Raw genomic sequence first — 21301 nt, 5'->3', positions numbered from 1 at the left:
TGGTCCCGGCGCCGACGGACGCGAGCGCTCGAGGCGCACGCGACCCCGGCCGGGCCGCCGCACCCGCCCGGCGTAGGCTGGGCAAGCCCCCCGGAACCATGGCATCCGTGCCACCGTCTCGCCACGAAGGAGCCACGAGTGAGCAGCGTCGACACGTTCGGGTCGAAGGGAACACTGGAGGTCGGTGGGAGCTCGTACGAGATCTTCCGCCTGTCCGCCGTCGAGGGTGTCGAGCGCCTCCCGTACAGCCTGAAGATCCTCGCCGAGAACCTCCTGCGCACGGAGGACGGCGCCAACATCACCGCCGACCACGTGCGCGCGATCGCGTCGTGGGACCCCGCCGCGCAGCCCGACACCGAGATCCAGTTCACGCCCGCGCGCGTGATCATGCAGGACTTCACCGGCGTCCCCTGCGTCGTCGACCTCGCGACGATGCGCGAGGCCGTCGTCGACCTCGGCGGCGACCCGTCGCGCATCAACCCGCTCGCTCCGGCCGAGATGGTCATCGACCACTCCGTGCAGATCGACGTCGCGGGCCGCCCCGACGCGTTCGAGCGCAACGTCGAGATCGAGTACGAGCGCAACCACGAGCGCTACCAGTTCCTGCGCTGGGGCCAGACGGCGTTCGACGACTTCAAGGTCGTCCCCCCGGGCACCGGCATCGTGCACCAGGTCAACATCGAGTTCCTCGCGCGCACGATCATGACCCGCGAGGTGAACGGGGTGCTGCGTGCCTACCCCGACACGTGCGTCGGCACCGACTCGCACACCACGATGGTCAACGGCCTCGGTGTGCTCGGCTGGGGCGTCGGCGGCATCGAGGCCGAGGCGGCCATGCTGGGCCAGCCCGTGTCGATGCTCATCCCGCGCGTCGTCGGCTTCAAGCTCTCGGGTTCCATCCCGGCGGGCGTGACCGCGACGGACGTCGTGCTGACCATCACCCAGATGCTGCGCCAGCACGGCGTCGTCGGGAAGTTCGTCGAGTTCTACGGCGAGGGCGTCGCCCAGGTGCCGCTCGCGAACCGCGCGACCATCGGCAACATGAGCCCCGAGTTCGGCTCGACGGCGGCGATCTTCCCGATCGACGACGTGACGCTCGACTACCTGCGCCTCACGGGCCGCAGCGACGAGCAGCTCGCGCTCGTCGAGGCGTACGCCAAGGAGCAGGGCCTGTGGCTCGACCCGACGTCGGAGAGCTACGTCGAGCCGGCGTTCTCCGAGTACCTCGAGCTCGACCTCTCGACGGTCGTCCCGTCGATCGCCGGACCGAAGCGTCCGCAGGACCGCATCGAGCTGGGCGAGGCGAAGGAGTCGTTCGCGTCGGCCATCCTCGACTACGTCGACGCCGCGGAGGCCGCGCCCTTCACGGGGCTCGACGAGTCCGTCGAGGAGACCTTCCCCGCGTCCGACCCGATCGCGGCCGCCGCGCACGACAACGAGTCCGACCACCCCGTCGCGCCCGGCCACGGCGACAGCGCCACGCGCCCGCACAAGGTCGTCCCCGTGACGCTCGGGGACGGCACGACGACCGAGCTCGACCACGGCCACGTCGTCATCGCGTCGATCACGTCGTGCACCAACACGTCGAACCCGTCCGTCATGCTCGCCGCGGCGCTGCTCGCGAAGAACGCGGTCGACCGCGGCCTCGCGTCCAAGCCGTGGGTCAAGACGTCGATGGCGCCGGGCTCGCAGGTCGTCACGAACTACTACGAGAAGGCCGGCATGTGGCCGTACCTCGAGAAGCTCGGTTTCCACCTCGTGGGCTACGGCTGCGCGACGTGCATCGGCAACTCGGGTCCGCTCGCGGAGGAGATCTCGGCCTCGGTCAACGAGCACGACCTGTCGGTCGTCTCGGTGCTCTCGGGCAACCGCAACTTCGAGGGTCGCATCAACCCCGACGTGAAGATGAACTACCTCGCGTCGCCGCCGCTGGTCATCGCGTACGCGCTCGCGGGCACGATGGACTTCGACTTCGACGCCGAGCCCCTCGGGACCGACCCGCACGGCGAGCCGGTGTTCCTCAAGGACATCTGGCCGTCTCCCGAGGACGTCCAGGCCACGATCGACTCCTCGATCGACCGCGACATGTTCACCAAGGACTACGCGGACGTCTTCACGGGTGACGACCGCTGGCGCGCGCTCGAGACCCCGGCGGGCGACACCTTCGCGTGGGACACCGAGTCCACCTACGTGCGCAAGCCCCCGTACTTCGAGGGCATGGCGGCCGAGCCGTCCCCGGTCACCGACATCTCGGGCGCCCGCGTGCTCGCGAAGCTCGGGGACTCGGTGACGACGGACCACATCAGCCCCGCGGGCGCCATCAAGGCGGACTCGCCGGCCGGGAAGTACCTCGCCGAGCACGGCGTGGGTCGCCGCGACTTCAACTCCTACGGCTCGCGCCGCGGGAACCACGAGGTCATGATCCGCGGCACGTTCGCGAACATCCGGCTGCGCAACCAGCTCCTCGACGGCGTCGAGGGCGGCTACACGTACAACTTCGTGAAGGACGCCCAGGACACGATCTACGACGCGGCGCAGGACTACGCCGCGCAGGGCACCCCGCTCGTCATCCTCGGCGGCAAGGAGTACGGCTCCGGCTCGTCGCGCGACTGGGCCGCCAAGGGCACGGCGCTCCTCGGCGTCAAGGCCGTCATCACCGAGAGCTTCGAGCGCATCCACCGGTCGAACCTCATCGGCATGGGCGTCCTGCCGCTGCAGTTCCCGGCCGGCGAGAGCGCCGGGTCGCTCGGGCTCGACGGCACGGAGACGTTCGACATCGCCGGTGTGACGGCCCTCAACGAGGGCGCCACGCCCTCGACGGTGAAGGTCACGGCCACGAAGGGCGACGGGACGACCGTCGAGTTCGACGCGGTCGTGCGCATCGACACCCCCGGCGAGGCGGACTACTACCGCAACGGCGGCATCCTGCAGTACGTCCTGCGGTCGCTCGTGGCCTGAGGCCGGAGCGCAGCCGCAGCGCGCCGACCCGTGACGACGGGCGCTCACCCTCCCGGGTGGGCGCCCGTCGTCACGGGCGTGGTGGCTCGCGGCCCGCGGGTGCCGGGGGCGACCGTGTCGGTGGGCGACCGTGTCGGTGGGCGACCCTAGTGTCGAGCGCATGGAACGCTCGTGGAGGATCCTCGGAGCACCGTCGAGCGCTGCCGCGCACGGTCCGGGGCTCGAGAAGTCGCCACGCGCGCTGCGCGGCGAGGGACTGGTCGGCTCCTTGCGGGAGCGCGGCCTGGACGTCGTGGACCTCGGGGACCTCGACGAGGCGGTCTGGCGCTCGCACCGCGCTCCGGGCGGCTTGAACGACGTGGACCGCGTGGTCGACGGCGTCCGGCGGGTCCTCGACGCCGTGCGCCCCGAGCTCGTGCCGGGTCGGGTGCCGCTCGTCCTCGGCGGGGAGTGCACCCTCACCGTCGGGGTCGTGGCCGCCGCGGTGGAGGCCTACGGCGACGTCGGCCTCGTCTACGTCGACGGCGGCCAGGACCTCTTCACCGTGGCGGGGAACCCCGAGGAGCCGATCGCCGACGCGATGGGCGTGGCCCACATGCTCGACCTGCCGGGCGCGGACGCCGCGCTCAGCGGCGTGGGGTCGCGACGCCCGCTGCTCGACGCCCACCGCCTGGTCTTCCTCGGCTTCGCCGACGACGACGAGGACGAGCGCGGGCGGGTCCCGGCGGCGCGCGTGCCGGCCGCGGAGGTGACCGTGGACCCCGAGGCCGCGGCGCGGCGCGCGCTCGGCGTCGTAGCCGGCGGCCCGTTCGTGCTCCACGTCGACGTCGACGTGCTGGACTTCTTCGCCCTGCCCGCGGCGGACATCCCGATCTTCGGGCGCGGCCTCGTCCCCGACGAGCTGGAGCGGATCCTCCGGGTGGTGGCGGGCCACCCGGACCTCGTCGCCATGACGTTCGTCGAGTTCAACCCCGACCACGGCGGCGCGCGGACGGCGCGGGCGCTCGTCGAGCTCCTGGGCCGCGCGCTCGCGCCGGCCTGAGGTCCGGAGGGCTCGCGCCCCCCGACGGCCCCGTGGCCGGCGGGCGTGTCCGGGGCACACTGGGTGCATGGCGACGAACGAGAACGCGACCCGGCCGACGGACACGGACGTCCAGGCGGTCCTCGCCTCGGTCGAGCACCCCGTCCGGCGACGTGACGCGCAACGCCTCGTCACGCTGATGACGCGCGTGACGGGGGAGGAGCCCCGCATGTGGGGCCCGTCGATCGTGGGCTTCGGTACCTACCACTACCGCTACGCGAGCGGCCGCGAGGGCGACATGGCGGCGGCGGCCTTCTCGCCGCGGAAGGCGGCGACGACGATCTACCTCGCCGACGGCGTCGACGAGCACGCCGACCTGCTGGCCCGGCTCGGGCCGCACACGGTCGGCAAGGGCTGCGTCTACGTCAAGGACCTCGACCAGGTCGACCTCGGCGTGCTCGAGGAGACGGTCCGGAGGTCGTTCGCCACGGTCACCGGCACCCCGCCGTCCGGCACGCGCCTCTCCGGCCCGTCCGCCGACCCGGCGGGCTGACCCGGGCTCCGGGGGTCTGCGGTGGTCCGGTCGTCGTGCGGGCCCACGCATCCGGCGGGCGGACGACGCTCGTCGTCAGGCGTCGGCGAGGACCTGCTCGAGCGCGTGCTCGCCCATGGCGCGCAGGTGGGGTGCGTCGTCGGAGTGGGCGAGCAGGAGCGTCGTGAACAGGACCGCCCACCCGAGCGCCCGGTCCCACGTCGCGTCGTCCGTCCGGGACAGCGTCGTCACCCGGTCGCGGAACGTCGCGCGCGAGGCCGCGTCGAACGTGAGCCACGCGGTGGCCAGGTCCGTCGCCGGGTCGCCGCTCGTCACGTCGCCGAAGTCGACCACGGCCGCGAGACCGCCGCTCGCGGGGGTCGTGGGTGCGGCTCCGGCGTCGGCGCCCGTCGTGGCGACGAGGTTCGCCGGGTGCAGGTCGCCGTGGAGCCACACGGCGGGGCCGTCCCACCCGGGCGTGCCGGCGAGGCGCGACCACAGGCCGAGCAGCGGCGCGGCGTCGGGCACGGCGCCCGCGGCGAGGCGCTCTCGCAGCGCGCGGTCGCGCGTCTCGAGCGGGACGCCCCGGAACGGGTTGGCGGGCGCGTCCGGGGGCGCGGCGACGTGCAGGGCCGCGACGAGGTCGGCCAACGGCTCGGCCAGCCCGCCCCGGTCCACCGGGTCGAGGGCCTGCACGGGGGAACCCGCGAACCACGGGACCACGCTCCAGGACCACGGGAACACCGCTCCGGCCGACCCGTCGGACGGTCGCCCGACGCGCACGGGCGCGGGGACGGCGACGGGCAGCCGCGGCGCGAGCACGGGGAGCCAGCGCTGCTCGTTCTCGACGAGCCGTGCGGCGACCGCGCGGCGCGGCAGGCGCAGCGCGAGGTCGTCGCCGAGCCGCAGCACCGCGTTGTCCCAGCCGTTCGCGGCGACGGTGATCGGCAGGTCGGCGAGGTCGGGGTGCTGCGCGGCGAGCAGGGCACGTGCGAGGTCGACGGTCACGTCGACCTCGGCGGAGGGCATGTCGGGCACGCCGAGACGCTACCCGAAGGTCCGTGGACGGACGGTTCCCGCCGGCTCAGAGCGGGGCGTCGACGCTGCGGGACCGGTCCCACGGCTCGGTCCAGCCGAGCCGGTCGAACAGGGCGTCGAGCAGTGCGCCGGTGAAGCCCCAGACGAGGTGCTGGCGGCCGTCGGCCTCCACGAGGAAGCCCGGGCTCCTGTGCACCGTGCGTCCCCGGCGCACCGTCACGGTGCGGCGACGGTCCGGGTCGAGCAGGTCGGCGACGGGGACGCGGAACACGTGGGCCGACTCGGCGTCGTCGACGGCGTGCACGGGCGTGGGGCGCGCCCACCAGCCGAGCACGGGCGTGACGAGGTGGTTGCTCACCGGGACGGGGAGCGTGCCGAGGGTCCCGAGCACCTCGACGCCGGTGCGGTCCAGCCCCGTCTCCTCGACGGCCTCGCGCAGCGCGGCGTCCACGGCGTCGTCGTCGCCCGGGTCGACGCGGCCGCCGGGGAAGGCGACCTGCCCCGGGTGGTGGTCGAGCGTCGTCGCGCGGGCGAGGAGGAGGACGTCGAGGTCGCGCGCGACGGCGCGCGCCGCGTGGTCCGACGGCGCGCCGTCGAGCACGCCGAAGAGCATGAGGACGGCCGCCGGCCGGGCGCGCTCGTCGAGCGAGCCGACGGCGACGCGCCAGGGCGACGGCCAGTCGCCGCCGTCGCGGGGGAGAGCGGCGAGCTGGTCGCGCGCGGAGGCCGCGGGACCCGGGGTGTCGGTCGTGGGCACGAGGTCCGTCACCAGCTCACCGGGAGCGGGCGACCCTCCTCGTACCCCGCGGCCGACTGGATGCCCACGACGGCGCGCTCGGCGAACTGCTGCAGGTCCGCCGCACCCGCGTACGTGCACGACGACCGCAGGCCGGACGTGATCTCGTCGAGCAGGTCCTCGACGCCGGGACGCTGCGGGTCGAGGAACATCCGGCCCGAGCTGATGCCCTCCTCGTAGAGGCCCTTGCGCGCACGCTCGAACGGCGAGCCCCCGGCGGTGCGCGCGGCCACGGCGCGGGCCGAGGCCATGCCGAAGCTCTCCTTGTAGAGGCGGCCGGTGCCGTCGTCGTGCAGATCGCCCGGGGACTCGTACGTGCCGGCGAACCAGGACCCGATCATCACCTGGGAGGCGCCGGCGGCCAGGGCGAGCGCGACGTCGCGCGGGTGCCGGACCCCGCCGTCGGCCCACACGTGCTTGCCGAGCTCGCGCGCCGCCGCGGCGCACTCCAGCACGGCGGAGAACTGGGGCCGACCGACGGCGGTCATCATGCGCGTCGTGCACATCGCGCCCGGGCCGACGCCGACCTTGACGATGTCGGCGCCCGCCGCGACGAGGTCGCGCACGCCGTCGGCGGTGACCACGTTGCCCGCGACGACGGGGACGTCCGGCGCGACGGACCGCACGGCGTCGAGCGCCTGGAGCATCTTCGTCTGGTGGCCGTGCGCGGTGTCGACCACGAGCACGTCGACGCCCGCGGCGAGCAGCTCCTTGGTCTTGGCCGCGACGTCGCCGTTGATGCCGACCGCCGCACCGACGCGCAGGCGGCCCGCGGTGTCGAGCGCCGGGGTGTACACGGACGAGCGCAGCGCGCCCTTGCGCGTGAGGACGCCGACGATCGCGCCGTCACGGGTCACGGGCGCGACCTTGAGCCGCGCGGTGTAGAGCTGCTCGAACGCGGCCTCGAGCCCGGCGCGCCCGCCGTCGAGCACGGACGCGTCGAGCGCGAGCGGGTGGTCGGTCATGACCTGGTGGACCTGGGTGAACCGGTCGACGTCGGTGCAGTCGGCCTCGGTGACGACACCGACCGGGCGGCCGTCGTCCACGACGACCGCCGCGCCGTGGGCGCGCTTGCCGATGAGCGTGAGCGCGGTGTGGACCGTGTCGTGCGGGCGGACGACGACCGGCGTCTCGATGACGGGGTCCTTGGACTTCACGTCCGCCACCACGTCGGCGACGACGTCGGTCGGGACGTCCTGGGGCAGGATCGCGATCCCGCCGCGCCGCGCGACGGTCTCCGCCATGCGGCGGCCCGCGACCGCGGTCATGTTCGCGACGACGAGCGGGACCGTGGTGCCCGTGCCGTCCGTGGACGACAGGTCGACGTCGAAGCGGGACGTGACCTCGGAGCGCGACGGGACGAGGAAGACGTCGCCGTAGGTGAGGTCGGTCGCGGGGGACTGGCCGGGCAGGAAGCGCATGGGGCCATCCTACGGTGGTCGCCCGCGCTGTCCGCCCTGCGGAACTGCTCTTCCACGCGTGACGAGGTCGCCGCCGGTGCGCCGTGCGACGGAGTGTGCGTCAATGGCGTGAAGGTCTCGTCCTGCCGCGCACCGGTGCGCGGTGCACCGGTGCGCAGCACCTAGAGTTGTCGGGCTGGTCGGACGGGAACGAAACGGAGCACTGCATGAGCCTGCTGAGCACGATCACCTCCCCTGAGGACGTGCAACGGCTGACGCCCGCCCAGTCCCGTGACCTCGCCGTCGAGATCCGGGAGTTCCTCGTCGACTCCGTGTCGCGCACGGGCGGTCACCTCGGCCCCAACCTCGGGGTCGTCGAGCTGACGATCGCGATGCACCGCGTCTTCTCGTCGCCGACGGACACGTTCGTCTTCGACACGGGCCACCAGTCCTACGTGCACAAGCTCCTCACCGGCCGCCAGGACTTCTCCGCGCTGCGCAAGAAGGACGGCCTGTCGGGCTACCCGTCGCGCGCGGAGTCCGAGCACGACGTCGTCGAGAACTCGCACGCCTCGACCGCGCTCTCGTGGGGCGACGGCATCGCGAAGGCGAACGTCGTGCGCGGCCTGACCGACCGGCACGTCGTCGCCGTCATCGGCGACGGCGCGCTGACGGGCGGCATGGCGTGGGAGGCCCTCAACAACATCGCCGAGTCCCAGGACCGCCGGCTCATCGTCGTCGTCAACGACAACGGCCGGTCCTACTCCCCGACCATCGGCGGCATGGCGCACCACCTGTCGACGCTGCGCACGACCCGCGGCTACGAGAGCTTCCTCCAGTGGGGCAAGCGCACGCTCACCCGGTCCGGCGCACCGGGCCGGTTCGCCTACGAGTGGCTGCACGGCCTGAAGAAGGGCCTCAAGGACGTCGTCGCGCCGCAGGGCATGTTCGAGGACCTGGGCATCAAGTACGTCGGCCCGATCGACGGCCACGACGTCGAGGCGATGGAGCACGCGCTGCGCCGCGCCAAGGCGTACGGCGCGCCCGTGCTCGTGCACGCGATCACCGAGAAGGGCCGCGGGTACTCGCCCGCCGAGCAGGACGTCGCGGACCGCTTCCACGCGGTCGGCCAGATCCACCCCGAGACGGGCCTGCCCGTGGCGCCGTCGCGCTTCGGCTGGACGAGCGTCTTCGCGGACGAGATCGTCCAGATCGGCCGGCGCCGGTCCGACGTCGTGGCGATCACCGCGGCCATGCTCGAGCCCGTCGGCCTCAAGCCGTTCTCCCAGGCGTTCCCGGAGCGCACGTTCGACGTCGGCATCGCGGAGCAGCACGCCGCGACGTCCGCGGCCGGCATGGCGTTCGCCGGTCTGCACCCGGTCGTCGCCGTCTACGCGACGTTCCTCAACCGCGCGTTCGACCAGGTGCTCATGGACGTCGCGCTGCACAAGGCGGGCGTCACCTTCGTGCTCGACCGCGCGGGCATCACCGGCGACGACGGCGCGAGCCACAACGGCATGTGGGACATGGCGATGCTGCGCATCGTCCCCGGCCTGCGCCTTGCGGCGCCGCGCGACGAGGAGACCCTGCGGACGGCGCTGCGCGAGGCCGTGGACGTCGACGACGCCCCGACCGTCGTGCGCTACCCGAAGGGCGCGCTCTCCGAGGCGCTGCCCGCGCTCGACACCGTCGACGGCGTGGACCTGCTCGCGCTGCCCGCGCAGGACGCGTCGCCGACCGGCGCACCGCGTCGCCGCGTGCTGCTCGTCGGGCTCGGCTCGATGGCGCGCGTCGCGCTCGGTGCCGCGGAGTCGCTCACGGCGCACGGCGTGGACGTCACGGTCGCCTCGCCGACCTGGGTCCTGCCGATGCCGAGCGCGCTCGTGAAGCTCGCGGGGGAGCACGACCTCGTCGTGCACGTCGAGGACGGCGTCGCCGACGGCGGCGTCGGGTCGCTGCTCGCGCAGCGCGCGCTCGAGTCCGGCGTGCGCACCCCCGTCCACGCGATCGGGCTGCCCGCGCAGTTCCTCGACCACGCGAGCCGGGACCAGGTCGCGACGGCGTTCCGGCTCACGGCCGCCGACGTCGCCCGCGACGTGCTCGACGGCCTCGCGGCGCTCGGTCGCGACTGAGCCCCGCGGCGGCTCCGCTCGTCCTGAGCACGCCGAGGCGCCCACGACGTGTCCGAGAGCGGCGCGGCGGCGCCAGACCGGTCCTGCGGCGAGCCCCTCTCGCGCCCGGCGAGCGACCTCGCGCGGACGGCCCGGCCGGGCGGCGACCTCCTGCGCTAGGGTCCGGCGCATGATCTGGCTCCTCGACCTGGACAACACCCTCGTGGGGCGCGATCTCGCGTTCGCCGCCTGGGCGCGTGGAGCCGTCGCCGACGCGGGCGGCGACGCGACCGACGTCGCAGCGATTGTCGCCGCCGACCAGGGCGGGCACGCCCCGAAGACGGACGTCGCGCGCGTGATCGTCGACCGGCTCGGGTGGTCCGACGACCTGCCCGCCGTCGTGGAGCGCTTCCGCCTCGGGATCCTCGAGCACGTCGAGGCGTACCCGGGGGTGCTCGCCGCGCTCGACGCGCTGCGCGCCGCCGGGCACCGGGTCGTCGTCGTGACGAACGGCACGTCCGCGCAGCAGCGCGGGAAGATCGCACGGTGCGACGTCGCGCCCCACGTCGACGACGTGGTGGTCTCCGACGAGGAGCGGGTCGCCAAGCCGGACCCGCGCCTGCTCGAGATCGCGCTCGAGCGGGTCGGTGCCGGCTCCGTCGACCGGCGCGAGGTCTGGATGGTCGGCGACGCCGCCCACCTGGACGTCGCCGCGGGGCGGGCGGCGGGCGTGCGCACGGCGTGGGTCTCGCACGGGCACGCCCGGGCGGGCGGGGCGGAGCCCGACGTCGTCGGCGCGACGACGACCGAGACGCTGGCGCTCGCGGCGTCGGCGTCCCGGGTCGCGGCGACCGGCCCCGGGACCCCCGGCCCCCTCTAGCGGCCGCTCAGGAGTGCGTGACGCCGACCGCGCGCTCGACCACGACGCGCAGGTCGCCGCCCGACTCGGCGAACCACTCGCGCTGCCGCGCCGCACCGTTCCCGCGCGACCAGAGCCGGCCGAGCAGCTCGGTCACGGTGTCGAGGTCGTCCGTGTCGACGAGCGCCTCGCGCACGTGCGTGACGAGCTGCCCCACGACGTCGTGCGCGGGCGCCGGGCGCCACGTGAGCGGCGAGACGAGGTCCTCGGCGAGGCCCGAGCGACCGGCGCGCCACGAGGCGGTGCGCAGCAGCTCGGTGCGCAGCTCGGGCGCGGCCTTGCCCGCCGCCGCCTCGCGCGCCGCCGTCTCGACCAGCCCCCGGGCGAGCGCCGCGACGAGGGTCGCGGTGTCCGGGTCGAGGCACACGTCGGCGATGCGGATCTCGACGGTCGGGTACCGCGCCGAGAGCCGCGCGTCGAAGTACACCATCGCCTGGTCGAGGATCGTCCCCGTCGCCACGAGGGACGCGACGGCGTCGTGGTAGGCCTCCGGGGTCCCGAACGAGCGGGCGGGCCCCGACGTGGGCCACCGCGACCAGACCTGCGACCGGAAGCTCGCGTAGCCGCTGTCCTCGCCCTGCCAGTACGGCGAGTTGGTGCTCAGCGCGAGCAGGGTCGCGAGCCAGGGGCCGATCCGGTCGAGGACCGCGACGCCCTCGGTGTCGTCCACCACCGCGACGTGCACGTGGCAGCCGCTCGTGAGCTGCTCGCGCGCGGTGAGCCCGAACGCGGCCCGCGCCTCGAGGTAGCGCAGCCGGGCCACCGTGGTGCCCTCGAACGGCAGCGGCGACGTGGAGAGCGCGGCCACGCGCGCACCGACCCGGTCGGCCGCGTCCTGCGCCCGGGCACGCCCGGCGCGGATCTCCTTGGCGAGGTCCTCCATCTCGGTGCGCGGGTGCGTCGCCGTCTCCAGCTGCTCCTCCATGAACTCCGACTCCAGCGAGCCGGTCCCGCCGCCCTTGTCGGACGTGCCGGTCGCCTCCAGCGCCTCCTGCGCCTTGGCGACGGGCTGGCCGTCCTCGCCGACGAGCAGGAACTCTTCTTCCACACCTACGGTCCGTGTCACCCCGGAAGTGTCACACGGACGGGCCGTCCCCGCGCCGTCGGCGGGAGCCGGCGGGGCGACGTCGTCGTGACGACGGGCGGCTCCCGCCCCGGCAGCCTTGTGAACGTGGTCACAAGCGGCCGGATCGATCGGCCTCGAGGCCTCGAGATCGTTGAGATCCCGCCCTTCGGCGTCGGTGTGACCGGCTCGGGACCTAGGTCCTCGGGAGGGCCGGAACGGCCCCGTGACGCGCTCGCACTCCCTAGCCTGGAGGTGGCGACGGAGCCCGGGCAGGTCTTCCGGGCACCGGCCGGCGCGCGACCAGCGCGTCAGGCACGAAGGAGGTCCGATGACCAGCGTTTCCGAGGCACCGCGCACCGAGGGCGAGACCCGTCCCCAGACCGACGACGCCCGCGTCCCCGCCTGGGAGGGCTTCGTGGACGGTCCGTGGCGCGACCACGTCGACGTCCGTGACTTCATCCAGCGCAACTACCGCCCCTACACGGGCGACGCGTCGTTCCTCGAGGGCCCCACGGAGCGCACGACCGGCATCTGGTCGACGCTCTCGGCGATGTTCCCCGAGGAGCGCGAGAAGGGCGTCTACGACGTCGACCCGCACACCCCCGCGGGCATCACGGCGCACGCGCCCGGCTACATCGACCGGGACAACGAGATCGTCGTCGGCCTGCAGACCGACGCGCCGCTGCGGCGCGCGATCATGCCGAACGGTGGCTGGCGCATGGTCGAGGGCGCCCTGAAGACCTACGGCTACGAGGTCGACGAGACGCTGAAGAAGGTCTTCAGCGAGCACCGCAAGACGCACAACCAGGGCGTGTTCGACGTCTACCCGCCGAACGTCCGGGCCGCGCGCAGCTCGCACGTCATCACCGGGCTGCCGGACGCCTACGGGCGCGGCCGGATCATCGGCGACTACCGCCGCGTCGCGCTGTACGGCGTCGACGCTCTCGTCGCGGCGAAGAAGCTCGACAAGCTCGAGCTCGACACGCGCCCGTTCAGCGAGGCCGTCGTGCGCGAGCGCGAGGAGCACGCCGAGCAGATCCGTGCGCTCGGCGAGCTGAAGGCGATGGCCGCGTCCTACGGGTACGACGTCTCGGGACCGGCGACGAACGCCCGCGAGGCCGTGCAGTGGCTCTACTTCGCCTATCTCGCCGCCGTCAAGGAGCAGAACGGCGCCGCGATGTCGCTGGGCCGCACGTCGACGTTCCTCGACGTGTTCCTCGACCGCGACCTCGAGGCCGGCCGCATCACGGAGTCGCAGGCGCAGGAGATCGTCGACGACTTCGTCATCAAGCTGCGCATCGTGCGCTTCCTGCGCACGCCTGAGTACGACGCGCTCTTCTCCGGCGACCCCACGTGGGTGACCGAGACGATCGCCGGCATGGGCGAGGACGGCCGGCCGCTCGTCACGAAGAGCTCGTTCCGGTTCCTGCAGACGCTCTACAACCTGGGGCCCGCGCCGGAGCCGAACATGACCGTCTTCTGGAGCCCGGCGCTGCCGCAGGGGTTCAAGGACTTCTGCGCGCAGGTGTCGATCGACACGTCCGCCGTCCAGTACGAGTCGGACGAGCTCATCCGTGCGGCGTGGGGCGACGACGCGGCGATCGCGTGCTGCGTGTCCCCGATGCGGGTCGGCAAGCAGATGCAGTTCTTCGGCGCGCGCGTGAACCTCGCCAAGACGCTCCTGTACGCGATCAACGGCGGCCGGGACGAGATCACCGGCGCGCAGGTCTCGCCCGTGGCGGCCCCGGTCGAGGGCGACGTGCTCGACTACGACGACGTCATGGCGAAGTTCGACGCCACGATGGACTGGCTCGCCGCCACCTACGTCGAGGCGCTCAACTGCATCCACTGGTCGCACGACAAGTACGCGTACGAGCGGCTCGAGATGGCGCTGCACGACAAGGACGTGCTGCGGACCATGGCGTGCGGCATCGCCGGGCTCTCGGTCGCGGCCGACTCCCTCTCGGCCATCAAGCACGCGAAGGTCTCGGTCGTGCGCGACGAGCGCGGGCTCGTCGTCGACTACGTGACGGAGGGCGAGTACCCCAGCTACGGCAACGACGACGACCGGGCCGACGCGATCGCCGTCGACCTCGTCGAGCGCTTCATGGCGAAGGTGCGCACGCACCCGACGTACCGCGACGCGGTGCCGACGCAGTCGGTCCTGACGATCACCTCGAACGTCGTGTACGGCAAGGCGACGGGGAACACGCCCGACGGCCGCCGCGCCGGCGAGCCGTTCGCCCCGGGGGCCAACCCCATGAACGGGCGCGACACGCACGGCATGCTCGCCTCCGCGCTCTCGGTGGCCAAGCTCCCGTACGACGAGGCGCAGGACGGCATCTCGCTGACCAACACGGTGGTGCCGAGCGGACTCGGGCGCACGAAGGAGGAGCAGGTCACCAACCTCGCCGGCCTCCTCGACGCCTACGTCGGCTCGAACGGCTACCACATGAACGTCAACGTGCTGAACCGCGAGACGCTCCTGGACGCCATGGAGCACCCGGAGGAGTACCCGCAGCTGACGATCCGGGTGTCCGGGTACGCGGTGAACTTCGTCCGCCTCACGCGCGAGCAGCAGCTCGACGTGCTGTCGCGCACCTTCCACGGCGCGCTGTAGCCGCACCGCGCACCACGAGGAGACCTCATGACCGTCACCCTTCCCGCCCCCGCCGCCCGTACCGGGCGAGGCTGCGGCGTCCCCGAGGGCAGCGTGCCGCCCGACGACGCCGCGCGCCTCGAGGTGCCCGACGCCGCGGCGGACCCCGCGACGACGGGGTCGCCGGCGGGCCACGCCCGCCGGGCCGGCGCGGGGCTGGACGGGCTGACGGTCGCGGACGTGGACCGGGCCGACAAGCTCGCGGCGATGCGTGCGGGCGAGCTCGGCTCGGTCCACTCCTGGGAGCTCGTCACCGCGGTCGACGGCCCGGGGACGCGGCTCACGGTCTTCCTCAACGGGTGCCCGCTGCGGTGCCTGTACTGCCACAACCCCGACACGTTCGCGATGAAGGACGGCAGGCCCGTCACCGCGGACGAGCTCCTCGCGCGGGTGCGGCGCTACCTCCCGGTGTTCCGCGCCACGCACGGCGGGCTCACGCTCTCCGGCGGCGAGGTGCTCATGCAGCCCGCGTTCGCCGCACGGGTCCTGCGCGGCGCGAAGGAGATGGGCGTGCACACCGCGCTCGACACGTCCGGCTTCCTCGGCGCGAACGCGACCGACGCGATGCTCGACGACACGGACCTCGTGCTGCTCGACGTGAAGTCGGGCGACCCGGAGACCTACCGCCGCGTGACGAGCCGTGACCTCGGTCCCACGCTGCGGTTCGGGCGCCGGGTCGCCGAGCGCGGCCTCGACGGGCACGCGCCCGAGGTGTGGGTGCGGTTCGTCCTCGTCCCGGGCCTCACGGACGACGTCGCGAACGTCGAGAAGGTCGCGGAGCACGCGGCCTCGCTGAACGCGATCCGTCCGGGCACCGTGACGCGCGTCGAGGTGCTCCCGTTCCACCAGATGGGCCGCGACAAGTGGGACGCGCTCGGACGCACGTACGCGCTGGAGGACACGCCCGCGCCGTCGGCCGCGCTCACGGAGCGGGTCCGGGAGCAGTTCCGCGCGCACGGCCTGACGACGTACTGAACCGTGCCGCGGGTGGTTGATACCGTGCCGGTATCACTTCGCCGTGCTCCGGAGGTTCCCATGGCCATGACGTCGCGCCTCGACGACGGGGCGCAGGCTGCGCGGCTCGTCATGCCGCAGGACGACGCATGTGACCTCGTCGTCCAGGTCGCCGCAGACGAGATCGAGGAGGTGCCGACCGTCGCAGGCCGGCTCGGACCCCGCGTGATGCGTCCGCAGACGTGACCGAGGACGTGCCGCCACACCGTGACGTGGCAGCGGCGCGGCAGGCCGTCGACGACGGGGACGCGCTCGCCGCGTTGCTCGAGCGGTTCCTCGGTGCGCCGTCGGTGGCGCGCGAGCGCGTCCGCGCCGCGTTCGGGGACAGCCGTGAGGAGAAGGTCCTCGCGCACCTCGACGGCGTCGACGTGGCGGCGCTGCGCGACGTGACGCGCGAGCGGCTGCGCCTCGGCACGCTCACCGACGCCGGGGTCGCGATGGTCGGCGAGGTCGCGCGCCGGGGCCGACGAGGGCTCGAGCGCGTCCCGGGCGTCGGCCCGCAGACCGCGACCCACCTGCTCGCCGCGGCGGAGCAGGTGGCGCGCGCGGTGCGCGAGAGCCTGCGGTTCCGCATCGACCTCACCCCGACCGACCCCGTCGCGACCGCGCTCGTCCAGGCGCTGCACACGCTCGACCAGGCCGAGGCCGCCGTCGCACGGCACGGCGACCAGGCGCGGCGCGCGGTCGCCGAGCACGCCCGTGCGCACGACGACGCCCGCGTCGCGGCGAGCGGCGTGCGCCGGTTCTTCGCGTGGGGCGAGCGGCGCCGCCGGGCGTTCGCCGCCGTGGCGACCCTCGCCGCGCTGGGTGACGACGCGCGCACCACGGGCCTCGCCGAGGACGCGCACCGGGTGGTCGCGCTGCTGGCCGAGCCCGGGCGCCCGTACGACGTCTGGGAGGACTTCCGGCGCCGCTCGGCCGCGTACTACGCGCTGCTCGACGGCGTCGCTCCCACGGGCCGCGACCTCGCCGCGACCGAGGGCCACCTGCCGGCGGAGCTCGTCGAGCGCGTCCAGTCCCAGGCGCTCGACGAGACGCTCCTGCACGTCTCGCTGCGCGGGTACCAGGCGTTCGGCGCGCGGTTCGCGCTGGCGCAGGGACGCGTCGTCCTCGGCGACGAGATGGGTCTCGGCAAGACCGTCCAGGCGATCGCGGTGATCGCGCACCTCGTCGCGCGCGGTGCCACGCACGCGGTCGTCGTGTGCCCCGCGAGCGTCCTGACGGGCTGGGTGCGCGAGCTGCGCGCGCACTCGGCGCTCGCGGTCCACGCGCTGCACGGCGCGTCGCGCGAGGAGGAGGAGGCGGCGTGGCGCACGCGCGGCGGCGTCGCCGTCACGACGTTCGCCGGGCTGCGCGCCGCCGGACCGGAGTCGTTCACCGTGGCGGGGCCGGCCGTCGTCGTGGTCGACGAGGCGCACTACGTGAAGAACCCCGCGGCGAAGCGGTCCCTCGCCGTCGCGGCGCTCGTCGCCGGGACGCCGCACGCGCTGCTCCTCACGGGCACGCCGATGGAGAACCGGGTGGAGGAGTTCCGCACGCTCGTCGGCTACCTCCGGCCCGCGCTCGCCGCCGATCTCGACGCCGCCGCGGGCGCCGCCGGTCCCGAGGCGTTCCGTCGCGCCGTCGCGCCGGTCTACCTGCGCCGCAACGCGGAGGACGTCCTCGAGGAGCTGCCGGAGCTCGTCCAGGTCGACGAGTGGGAGGAGCTCGGGCCCGTCGACGGCGCGGCGTACGGGGCCGCTGTCGCGGACGGGGCGTTCATGGCGATGCGCCGCGCGGCGTTCGCGGTCGACCACCCCGAGGACTCCGCCAAGGTGCGCCGCCTCGTGGAGATCGTCGCGGAGGCGACCCAGAACGGGCGCAAGGTCGTCGTGTTCTCGTACTTCCGCGACGTCGTCGACCTCGTCGCGCGGGCGCTCGGCGACCTCGCGCTCGGCCCGCTCACGGGGTCCGTCCCGGCCGGGGCCCGGCAGGACGTGGTGGACGACTTCACGGCCTCGCCCGTCCCGCGCGCGCTCGTGAGCCAGATCGACGTCGGGGGAGTGGGCCTCAACCTCCAGGCCGCCTCCGTCGTCATCCTCTGCGAGCCGCAGACCAAGCCGACGACCGAGGCGCAGGCCGTCGCCCGGGCGCACCGCATGGGCCAGGTCGAGACGGTGCAGGTGCACCGGCTCCTCACGGTCGACAGCGTCGACGAGCACCTCGTGCGGATCCTCGGCACCAAGTCCCGCCTCTTCGACGCGTACGCGCGGCGCAGCGCTCTCGCGGAGGAGGTCGCCGGCGCCGTCGACGTGTCGGAGCCGGAGCTCGCGCGCACGATCGTCGCGGCGGAGCGAGCGCGGCTCGTCGTCGACCCGCGCGTCACGTCGGTCGAGGACGCCCCCGCCCACGACGCCGCCGCGGGCTGACGGCACGCCCGCCGTCGGCCAGGATGGGCGCATGCCCGAAACCTCCGGCGTCCAGGTGGGCGCCCTCGCGATCAACGTCACCGTCCCCGACGACCTGCGCTGGACCGACGAGCGGCGCGGCGAGGTCTTCGAGCTCCAGACGATCACGGTCCGCCTCCTCCCGGACGGCCACCTGGCGGCCAAGGCCTACGGTCGTCCCGTCGCCGGCGGCAGGGGCGGCTACGTCTCGTTCGGTGTGCCGGAACGCCCTGAGCTCGCCGCGCTGATCGAGGAGGGCGCCACCGCCGCGGCGCGGCGGTGGGCGGAGCACCGCGGGCTCGGGTAGGCGGGTGCGCTGCGCGGTGCCGGGCCCTACGGTGGCCGTATGACCACCGATGCGCAGGGACGCCCGTCGCTCACCCCGTTGCCCGAGGACTGGTCGACGGCGCTCGCGGTCGTCGCGCACCCGGACGACATGGAGTTCGGGGCGGCCGCCGCCGTCGCGCGCTGGACCGGGCAGGGCAAGCGCGTCGTCTACTGCATGGTGACGAGCGGGGAGGCGGGCATCGACGGCATGGACCCCGACGTCGCGCGCGGGGTCCGCGAGGCGGAGCAGGTGGAGTCGGCGCGGCTCGTGGGCGTCGACGTCGTCGAGTTCCTCGGCCTGCCCGACGGCGTGCTCGAGCACGGCGTGCCCCTGCGGCGCGAGATCGCCCGGGTCGTGCGGCGCCACCGGCCCGACGTCGTCATCACGGGGAACCACCGGGAGGCGTTCCCCAACGGCGTCCCCAACCAGGCGGACCACGTCGCGACGGGGCGGGCCGTGCTCGACGCCGTGCGCGACGCGGGCAACCGCTGGATCTTCCGGGACCAGGTCGAGGACGAGGGGCTCGAGCCGTGGGGCGGTGTCGCCCAGGTGTGGGTCGCGGGCTCGCCGGCGGCGACGCACGCCGTCGACGTCAGCGCGACGTTCGACGCGGGCGTCGCCTCGCTCGCCGCGCACCGCGCCTACCTGGACGGCCTCGGGTGGGAGAACTTCGACCCGGCCGAGTTCCTGGCGTCCATGACCGGGCCGACGGGTTCGGCCCTCGGGGTGACCCATGCGGCGGCGTTCGAGGTCGTCAGGCTCACCTGGGACTGACGCCGTCCGCCGACCCGCACGCTCGGCACCCGGGTGCCGAGCGTGCGGGTGCGGGTCGAGGTCAGGTCAGGCCTGCGCCGGTGCGGTCGCCGGCACGTTCGCCACGCCGTCGGGCAGGAACCGCCGACCGAGGACCTTCTCCGAGTACCCCGTGCGGTCGAGGTACGGCCTGATGCCGCCGAGGTGGAAGCCCCAGCCCGCGCCGAGGATCATGCACAGGTCGACCTGCGACGGCGAGGACACGACGCCCTCGTCGAGCATGAGACCGATCTCCTGCGTGAGCGCCGTCAGCACGGAGTCGAGCACGCCGGCCTCGTCCAGCACCACACCCTCACGCCCCGCGGTGCCGTCGCCGAACACCGCCTGGATCGCCGGGTCGACCGGCTTCGGCAGGCCCCTCGGCGCGTCGAGCACGACGGGGACCTGCTCGTCGACGATGCGCTGCAGCCCGGGGGAGACGGGGAAACGGTCGCCGAGGTCCTCGCGCAGCGACGTCAGCACGTGCAGGCCCACCGCGGGACCGACGAGGTCGAACAGCGCGAACGGCGGCATCGGCAGCCCGAGCGGCGCGACCGCCCGGTCCGCGACCTCGACCGACGTCCCGTTCTCGACCGCCTCGACGATCTTGCCCATGAGGAGGATGAGCAGCCGGTTGACGACGAAGCCCGGGCGGTCCGCGACGAGGACGGCCGTCTTGCGCAGCTTCTTCGTCATCGCGAACGCCGTGGCGAGGGCGGCGTCGTCCGTCTTCGCCGCCTGGATGATCTCCACGAGCGGCATCTGCGCGACGGGGTTGAAGAAGTGCATCCCGACGACACGCTCCGGGTGCCGCAGGTCGGCCGCCATCTCGGTCACCGACAGCGCGGACGTGTTCGTGAGGAACACCGTCTCGTCGCCCACGACGCCCTCCAGCTCGGCGAACACCTTCTTCTTCAGACCGAGGATCTCCGTGACGGCCTCGATGACGACGTCGCAGCCCGCGAAGTCGCCGAGCTCGGTCGTGCCGTGGACGTTGGCGACGATCCGGGCCCCGGCGTCGCGCGACATGCGTCCCGAGCCGACCAGCTTCTCGACGGTCGAGCGGACGGAGGCGAGGCCCTTCTCGACGCGCTCGGCGTCGAGGTCGCGCATGACGACGGGCACCTGGAGCCGCTGGGCGAACAGCAGCGCGATCTGTGCCGCCATGAGACCGGCACCGACGATCCCGACCCGGGTCACGGGCCGCGCGAGCTTCGCGTCCGGAGCGCCCTGCGGCCGCTTGCCCTTCGACACGAGCTGGAACGCGTAGACGCTCGCGCGCATCTCGTCGCTCATGATGAGGTCCGCGAGGGCCTCGTCCTCGGCCGCGAACGCCTCGTCCTGCGAGGCGGTCCGCGCGGCGGCGATGAGGTCCAGCGCGCGGTACGGCGCCGGGCGGGAGCCCGCGACGACCGCGTCGAGCCGCTGGCGCGTCCCGGCGACGACCGCGTCCCACACCGGCTGCGGGTCGAGCTCGCGGCGCTCCACGACGACGTCCCCGCGCAGCACCGACTCGGCCCAGCGGATCGAGGACTCGAGGAAGTCCGGTGCGTCGAACAGGGCGTCGACGAGGCCGATCTCGACGGCCTCCTTCGCCTTGAACGGCTTGTTCGCGGCCGGGCGGGCGAGGATGACGTCCATGGCCTTCTCGACCCCGAGCAGGCGCGGGACGACGTACGCGCCGCCCCAGCCCGGGACGAGGCCGAGCCCGACCTCGGGCAGGGCGAGCGCGCCGGCGTCGGACGCGACGGTCCGGTAGTCGCAGTTGAGCGCGATCTCGAGGCCGCCGCCGAGCGCGACGCCGTTGACGAACGCGAACGTCGGCACGCCGGTCTTCTCCCGCAGACCGCGGAGGATCGCGTAGGCGGCATGGCCGGCGCGGCCCAGGCCGAGCGCGTCCTCGCGGACCTGGACGGCCGCCGCCTGCGTGAGGTCGGCGCCCGCGGCGAGGAAGTACGGCTTGCCCGTCACCGCGACGGCGACGATCTCGCCGTCGGCCGCGCGGCGCTCGACGGCCTCGAGCGTCGCGCGCAGCTCGGCGAGCCCCTGGGGGCCGAGCGTCGTGGGCTTGGTGTGGTCGAGGCCGTTGTCGAGCGTGACGAGGGCGAGCGTCCCCGTCCCGCCCGGGAGGGCGACGTCGCGCACGAGGGAGTGCGTCACGCGCTCCCCGCGCGCCGGGGCCGAGCCGCCGCCGCCCTGCGCGGACTGCTCGGGGGTGATGGTCTGGTCGGCGGTCGTCGT

16 protein-coding genes are annotated in these 21301 nt (G+C 74.0%); 11 read left to right on the top strand and 5 right to left on the bottom strand.

Annotated features, from left to right (window positions below):
• Positions 1–138 precede the first annotated feature (138 nt).
• The 3 genes from ACWPWV_RS16815 (at position 139) to ACWPWV_RS16805 (ending at position 4532) form a co-directional block, all read left to right on the top strand.
• Entirely contained in the window at positions 139–2958 is a 2820-nt protein-coding gene (locus ACWPWV_RS16815; RefSeq protein WP_454044060.1) for an aconitate hydratase, read from the top strand.
• Between the two features lie 160 nt (positions 2959–3118).
• Positions 3119–4000 carry an arginase family protein gene (locus ACWPWV_RS16810; protein ID WP_454044059.1) on the top strand — a complete coding sequence of 294 codons (882 nt, stop codon included), beginning with the start codon at positions 3119–3121 and terminating at the stop codon, positions 3998–4000.
• A gap of 67 nt (positions 4001–4067) precedes the next feature.
• Complete coding sequence (locus tag ACWPWV_RS16805; RefSeq protein WP_454044058.1) at positions 4068–4532, top strand: DUF1801 domain-containing protein; 465 nt, start codon at positions 4068–4070, stop codon at positions 4530–4532.
• 75 nt (positions 4533–4607) lie between these two features.
• Here ACWPWV_RS16805 and ACWPWV_RS16800 read toward each other — a convergent pair whose 3' ends face one another.
• The 3 genes from ACWPWV_RS16800 to guaB1 are packed head-to-tail and all read right to left on the bottom strand — an operon-like array spanning position 4608 to position 7766.
• Positions 4608–5540 carry an aminoglycoside phosphotransferase family protein gene (locus ACWPWV_RS16800; RefSeq protein WP_454044574.1) on the bottom strand — a complete coding sequence of 311 codons (933 nt, stop codon included), beginning with the start codon at positions 5538–5540 and terminating at the stop codon, positions 4608–4610.
• Positions 5541–5595: 55 nt separating this feature from the next.
• Entirely contained in the window at positions 5596–6318 is a 723-nt protein-coding gene (locus ACWPWV_RS16795; protein ID WP_454044057.1) for an NUDIX hydrolase, read from the bottom strand.
• Positions 6315–7766 (bottom strand): GMP reductase, encoded by a 1452-nt coding sequence (gene guaB1, locus ACWPWV_RS16790; RefSeq protein WP_454044056.1) that lies wholly within the window; start codon positions 7764–7766, stop codon positions 6315–6317. The genes ACWPWV_RS16795 and guaB1 overlap by 4 nt, the downstream gene beginning before the upstream one ends.
• 206 nt (positions 7767–7972) lie before the next feature.
• Here guaB1 and dxs point away from each other — a divergent pair, with 206 nt between their 5' ends.
• Both dxs and ACWPWV_RS16780 read left to right on the top strand, forming a co-directional pair.
• On the top strand, positions 7973–9877 hold the full coding sequence (gene dxs / locus ACWPWV_RS16785) for a 1-deoxy-D-xylulose-5-phosphate synthase (RefSeq protein WP_454044055.1): 1905 nt from the start codon (positions 7973–7975) through the stop codon (positions 9875–9877).
• 169 nt (positions 9878–10046) lie between these two features.
• Complete coding sequence (locus ACWPWV_RS16780) at positions 10047–10736, top strand: HAD family hydrolase (RefSeq protein ID WP_454044054.1); 690 nt, start codon at positions 10047–10049, stop codon at positions 10734–10736.
• A 7-nt stretch (positions 10737–10743) separates the two neighbouring features.
• On the opposite strand, the gene ACWPWV_RS16775 is transcribed toward ACWPWV_RS16780, so the two are convergent.
• On the bottom strand, positions 10744–11823 hold the full coding sequence (locus ACWPWV_RS16775) for a carboxylate-amine ligase (protein ID WP_454044053.1): 1080 nt from the start codon (positions 11821–11823) through the stop codon (positions 10744–10746).
• 346 nt (positions 11824–12169) lie between these two features.
• Between ACWPWV_RS16775 and pflB the strand changes: the two genes are divergently transcribed.
• The 6 genes from pflB to ACWPWV_RS16745 are packed head-to-tail and all read left to right on the top strand — an operon-like array spanning position 12170 to position 19042.
• Entirely contained in the window at positions 12170–14461 is a 2292-nt protein-coding gene (gene pflB, locus ACWPWV_RS16770) for a formate C-acetyltransferase (RefSeq protein ID WP_454044052.1), read from the top strand.
• 27 nt (positions 14462–14488) lie between these two features.
• Positions 14489–15475, top strand: coding sequence for a pyruvate formate-lyase-activating protein (gene pflA, locus ACWPWV_RS16765; RefSeq protein WP_454044051.1), 987 nt, complete (start codon positions 14489–14491; stop codon positions 15473–15475).
• A 60-nt stretch (positions 15476–15535) separates the two neighbouring features.
• On the top strand, positions 15536–15700 hold the full coding sequence (locus ACWPWV_RS16760; protein WP_454044050.1) for a hypothetical protein: 165 nt from the start codon (positions 15536–15538) through the stop codon (positions 15698–15700).
• A gap of 26 nt (positions 15701–15726) precedes the next feature.
• A complete protein-coding gene (locus ACWPWV_RS16755) occupies positions 15727–17922 on the top strand; it encodes a DEAD/DEAH box helicase (RefSeq protein WP_454044049.1) in 2196 nt (731 codons plus the stop codon).
• Positions 17923–17953: 31 nt separating this feature from the next.
• Positions 17954–18247: a hypothetical protein gene (locus tag ACWPWV_RS16750; RefSeq protein WP_454044048.1), complete on the top strand. Its 294-nt coding sequence runs from the start codon at positions 17954–17956 to the stop codon at positions 18245–18247.
• 39 nt (positions 18248–18286) lie between these two features.
• The gene (locus tag ACWPWV_RS16745; protein WP_454044047.1) at positions 18287–19042 is read left to right on the top strand and encodes a PIG-L deacetylase family protein; all 756 of its coding nucleotides are present in this window, start codon (positions 18287–18289) and stop codon (positions 19040–19042) included.
• A 66-nt stretch (positions 19043–19108) separates the two neighbouring features.
• Here ACWPWV_RS16745 and ACWPWV_RS16740 read toward each other — a convergent pair whose 3' ends face one another.
• Entirely contained in the window at positions 19109–21280 is a 2172-nt protein-coding gene (locus tag ACWPWV_RS16740) for a 3-hydroxyacyl-CoA dehydrogenase NAD-binding domain-containing protein (RefSeq protein ID WP_454044573.1), read from the bottom strand.
• Between the last annotated feature and the right edge of the window lie 21 nt (positions 21281–21301).

The organism is Cellulosimicrobium sp. Marseille-Q8652 (assembly GCF_965112045.1).
Note: the sequence above shows the minus strand (reverse complement) of the source record. Positions and strands in the feature narration are given on the sequence as shown.

Coding starts and splice junctions, on each gene's coding strand:
- ACWPWV_RS16805 (WP_454044058.1), top strand. CDS start 4,068: ATGGCGACGAACGAGAACGCGACCCGGCCGACGGACACGGACGTCCAG.
- ACWPWV_RS16745 (WP_454044047.1), top strand. CDS start 18,287: ATGACCACCGATGCGCAGGGACGCCCGTCGCTCACCCCGTTGCCCGAG.
- ACWPWV_RS16780 (WP_454044054.1), top strand. CDS start 10,047: ATGATCTGGCTCCTCGACCTGGACAACACCCTCGTGGGGCGCGATCTC.
- guaB1 (WP_454044056.1), bottom strand. CDS start 7,766: ATGCGCTTCCTGCCCGGCCAGTCCCCCGCGACCGACCTCACCTACGGC.
- ACWPWV_RS16810 (WP_454044059.1), top strand. CDS start 3,119: ATGGAACGCTCGTGGAGGATCCTCGGAGCACCGTCGAGCGCTGCCGCG.
- ACWPWV_RS16760 (WP_454044050.1), top strand. CDS start 15,536: ATGGCCATGACGTCGCGCCTCGACGACGGGGCGCAGGCTGCGCGGCTC.
- ACWPWV_RS16750 (WP_454044048.1), top strand. CDS start 17,954: ATGCCCGAAACCTCCGGCGTCCAGGTGGGCGCCCTCGCGATCAACGTC.
- pflA (WP_454044051.1), top strand. CDS start 14,489: ATGACCGTCACCCTTCCCGCCCCCGCCGCCCGTACCGGGCGAGGCTGC.
- pflB (WP_454044052.1), top strand. CDS start 12,170: ATGACCAGCGTTTCCGAGGCACCGCGCACCGAGGGCGAGACCCGTCCC.
- ACWPWV_RS16800 (WP_454044574.1), bottom strand. CDS start 5,540: ATGCCCTCCGCCGAGGTCGACGTGACCGTCGACCTCGCACGTGCCCTG.
- dxs (WP_454044055.1), top strand. CDS start 7,973: ATGAGCCTGCTGAGCACGATCACCTCCCCTGAGGACGTGCAACGGCTG.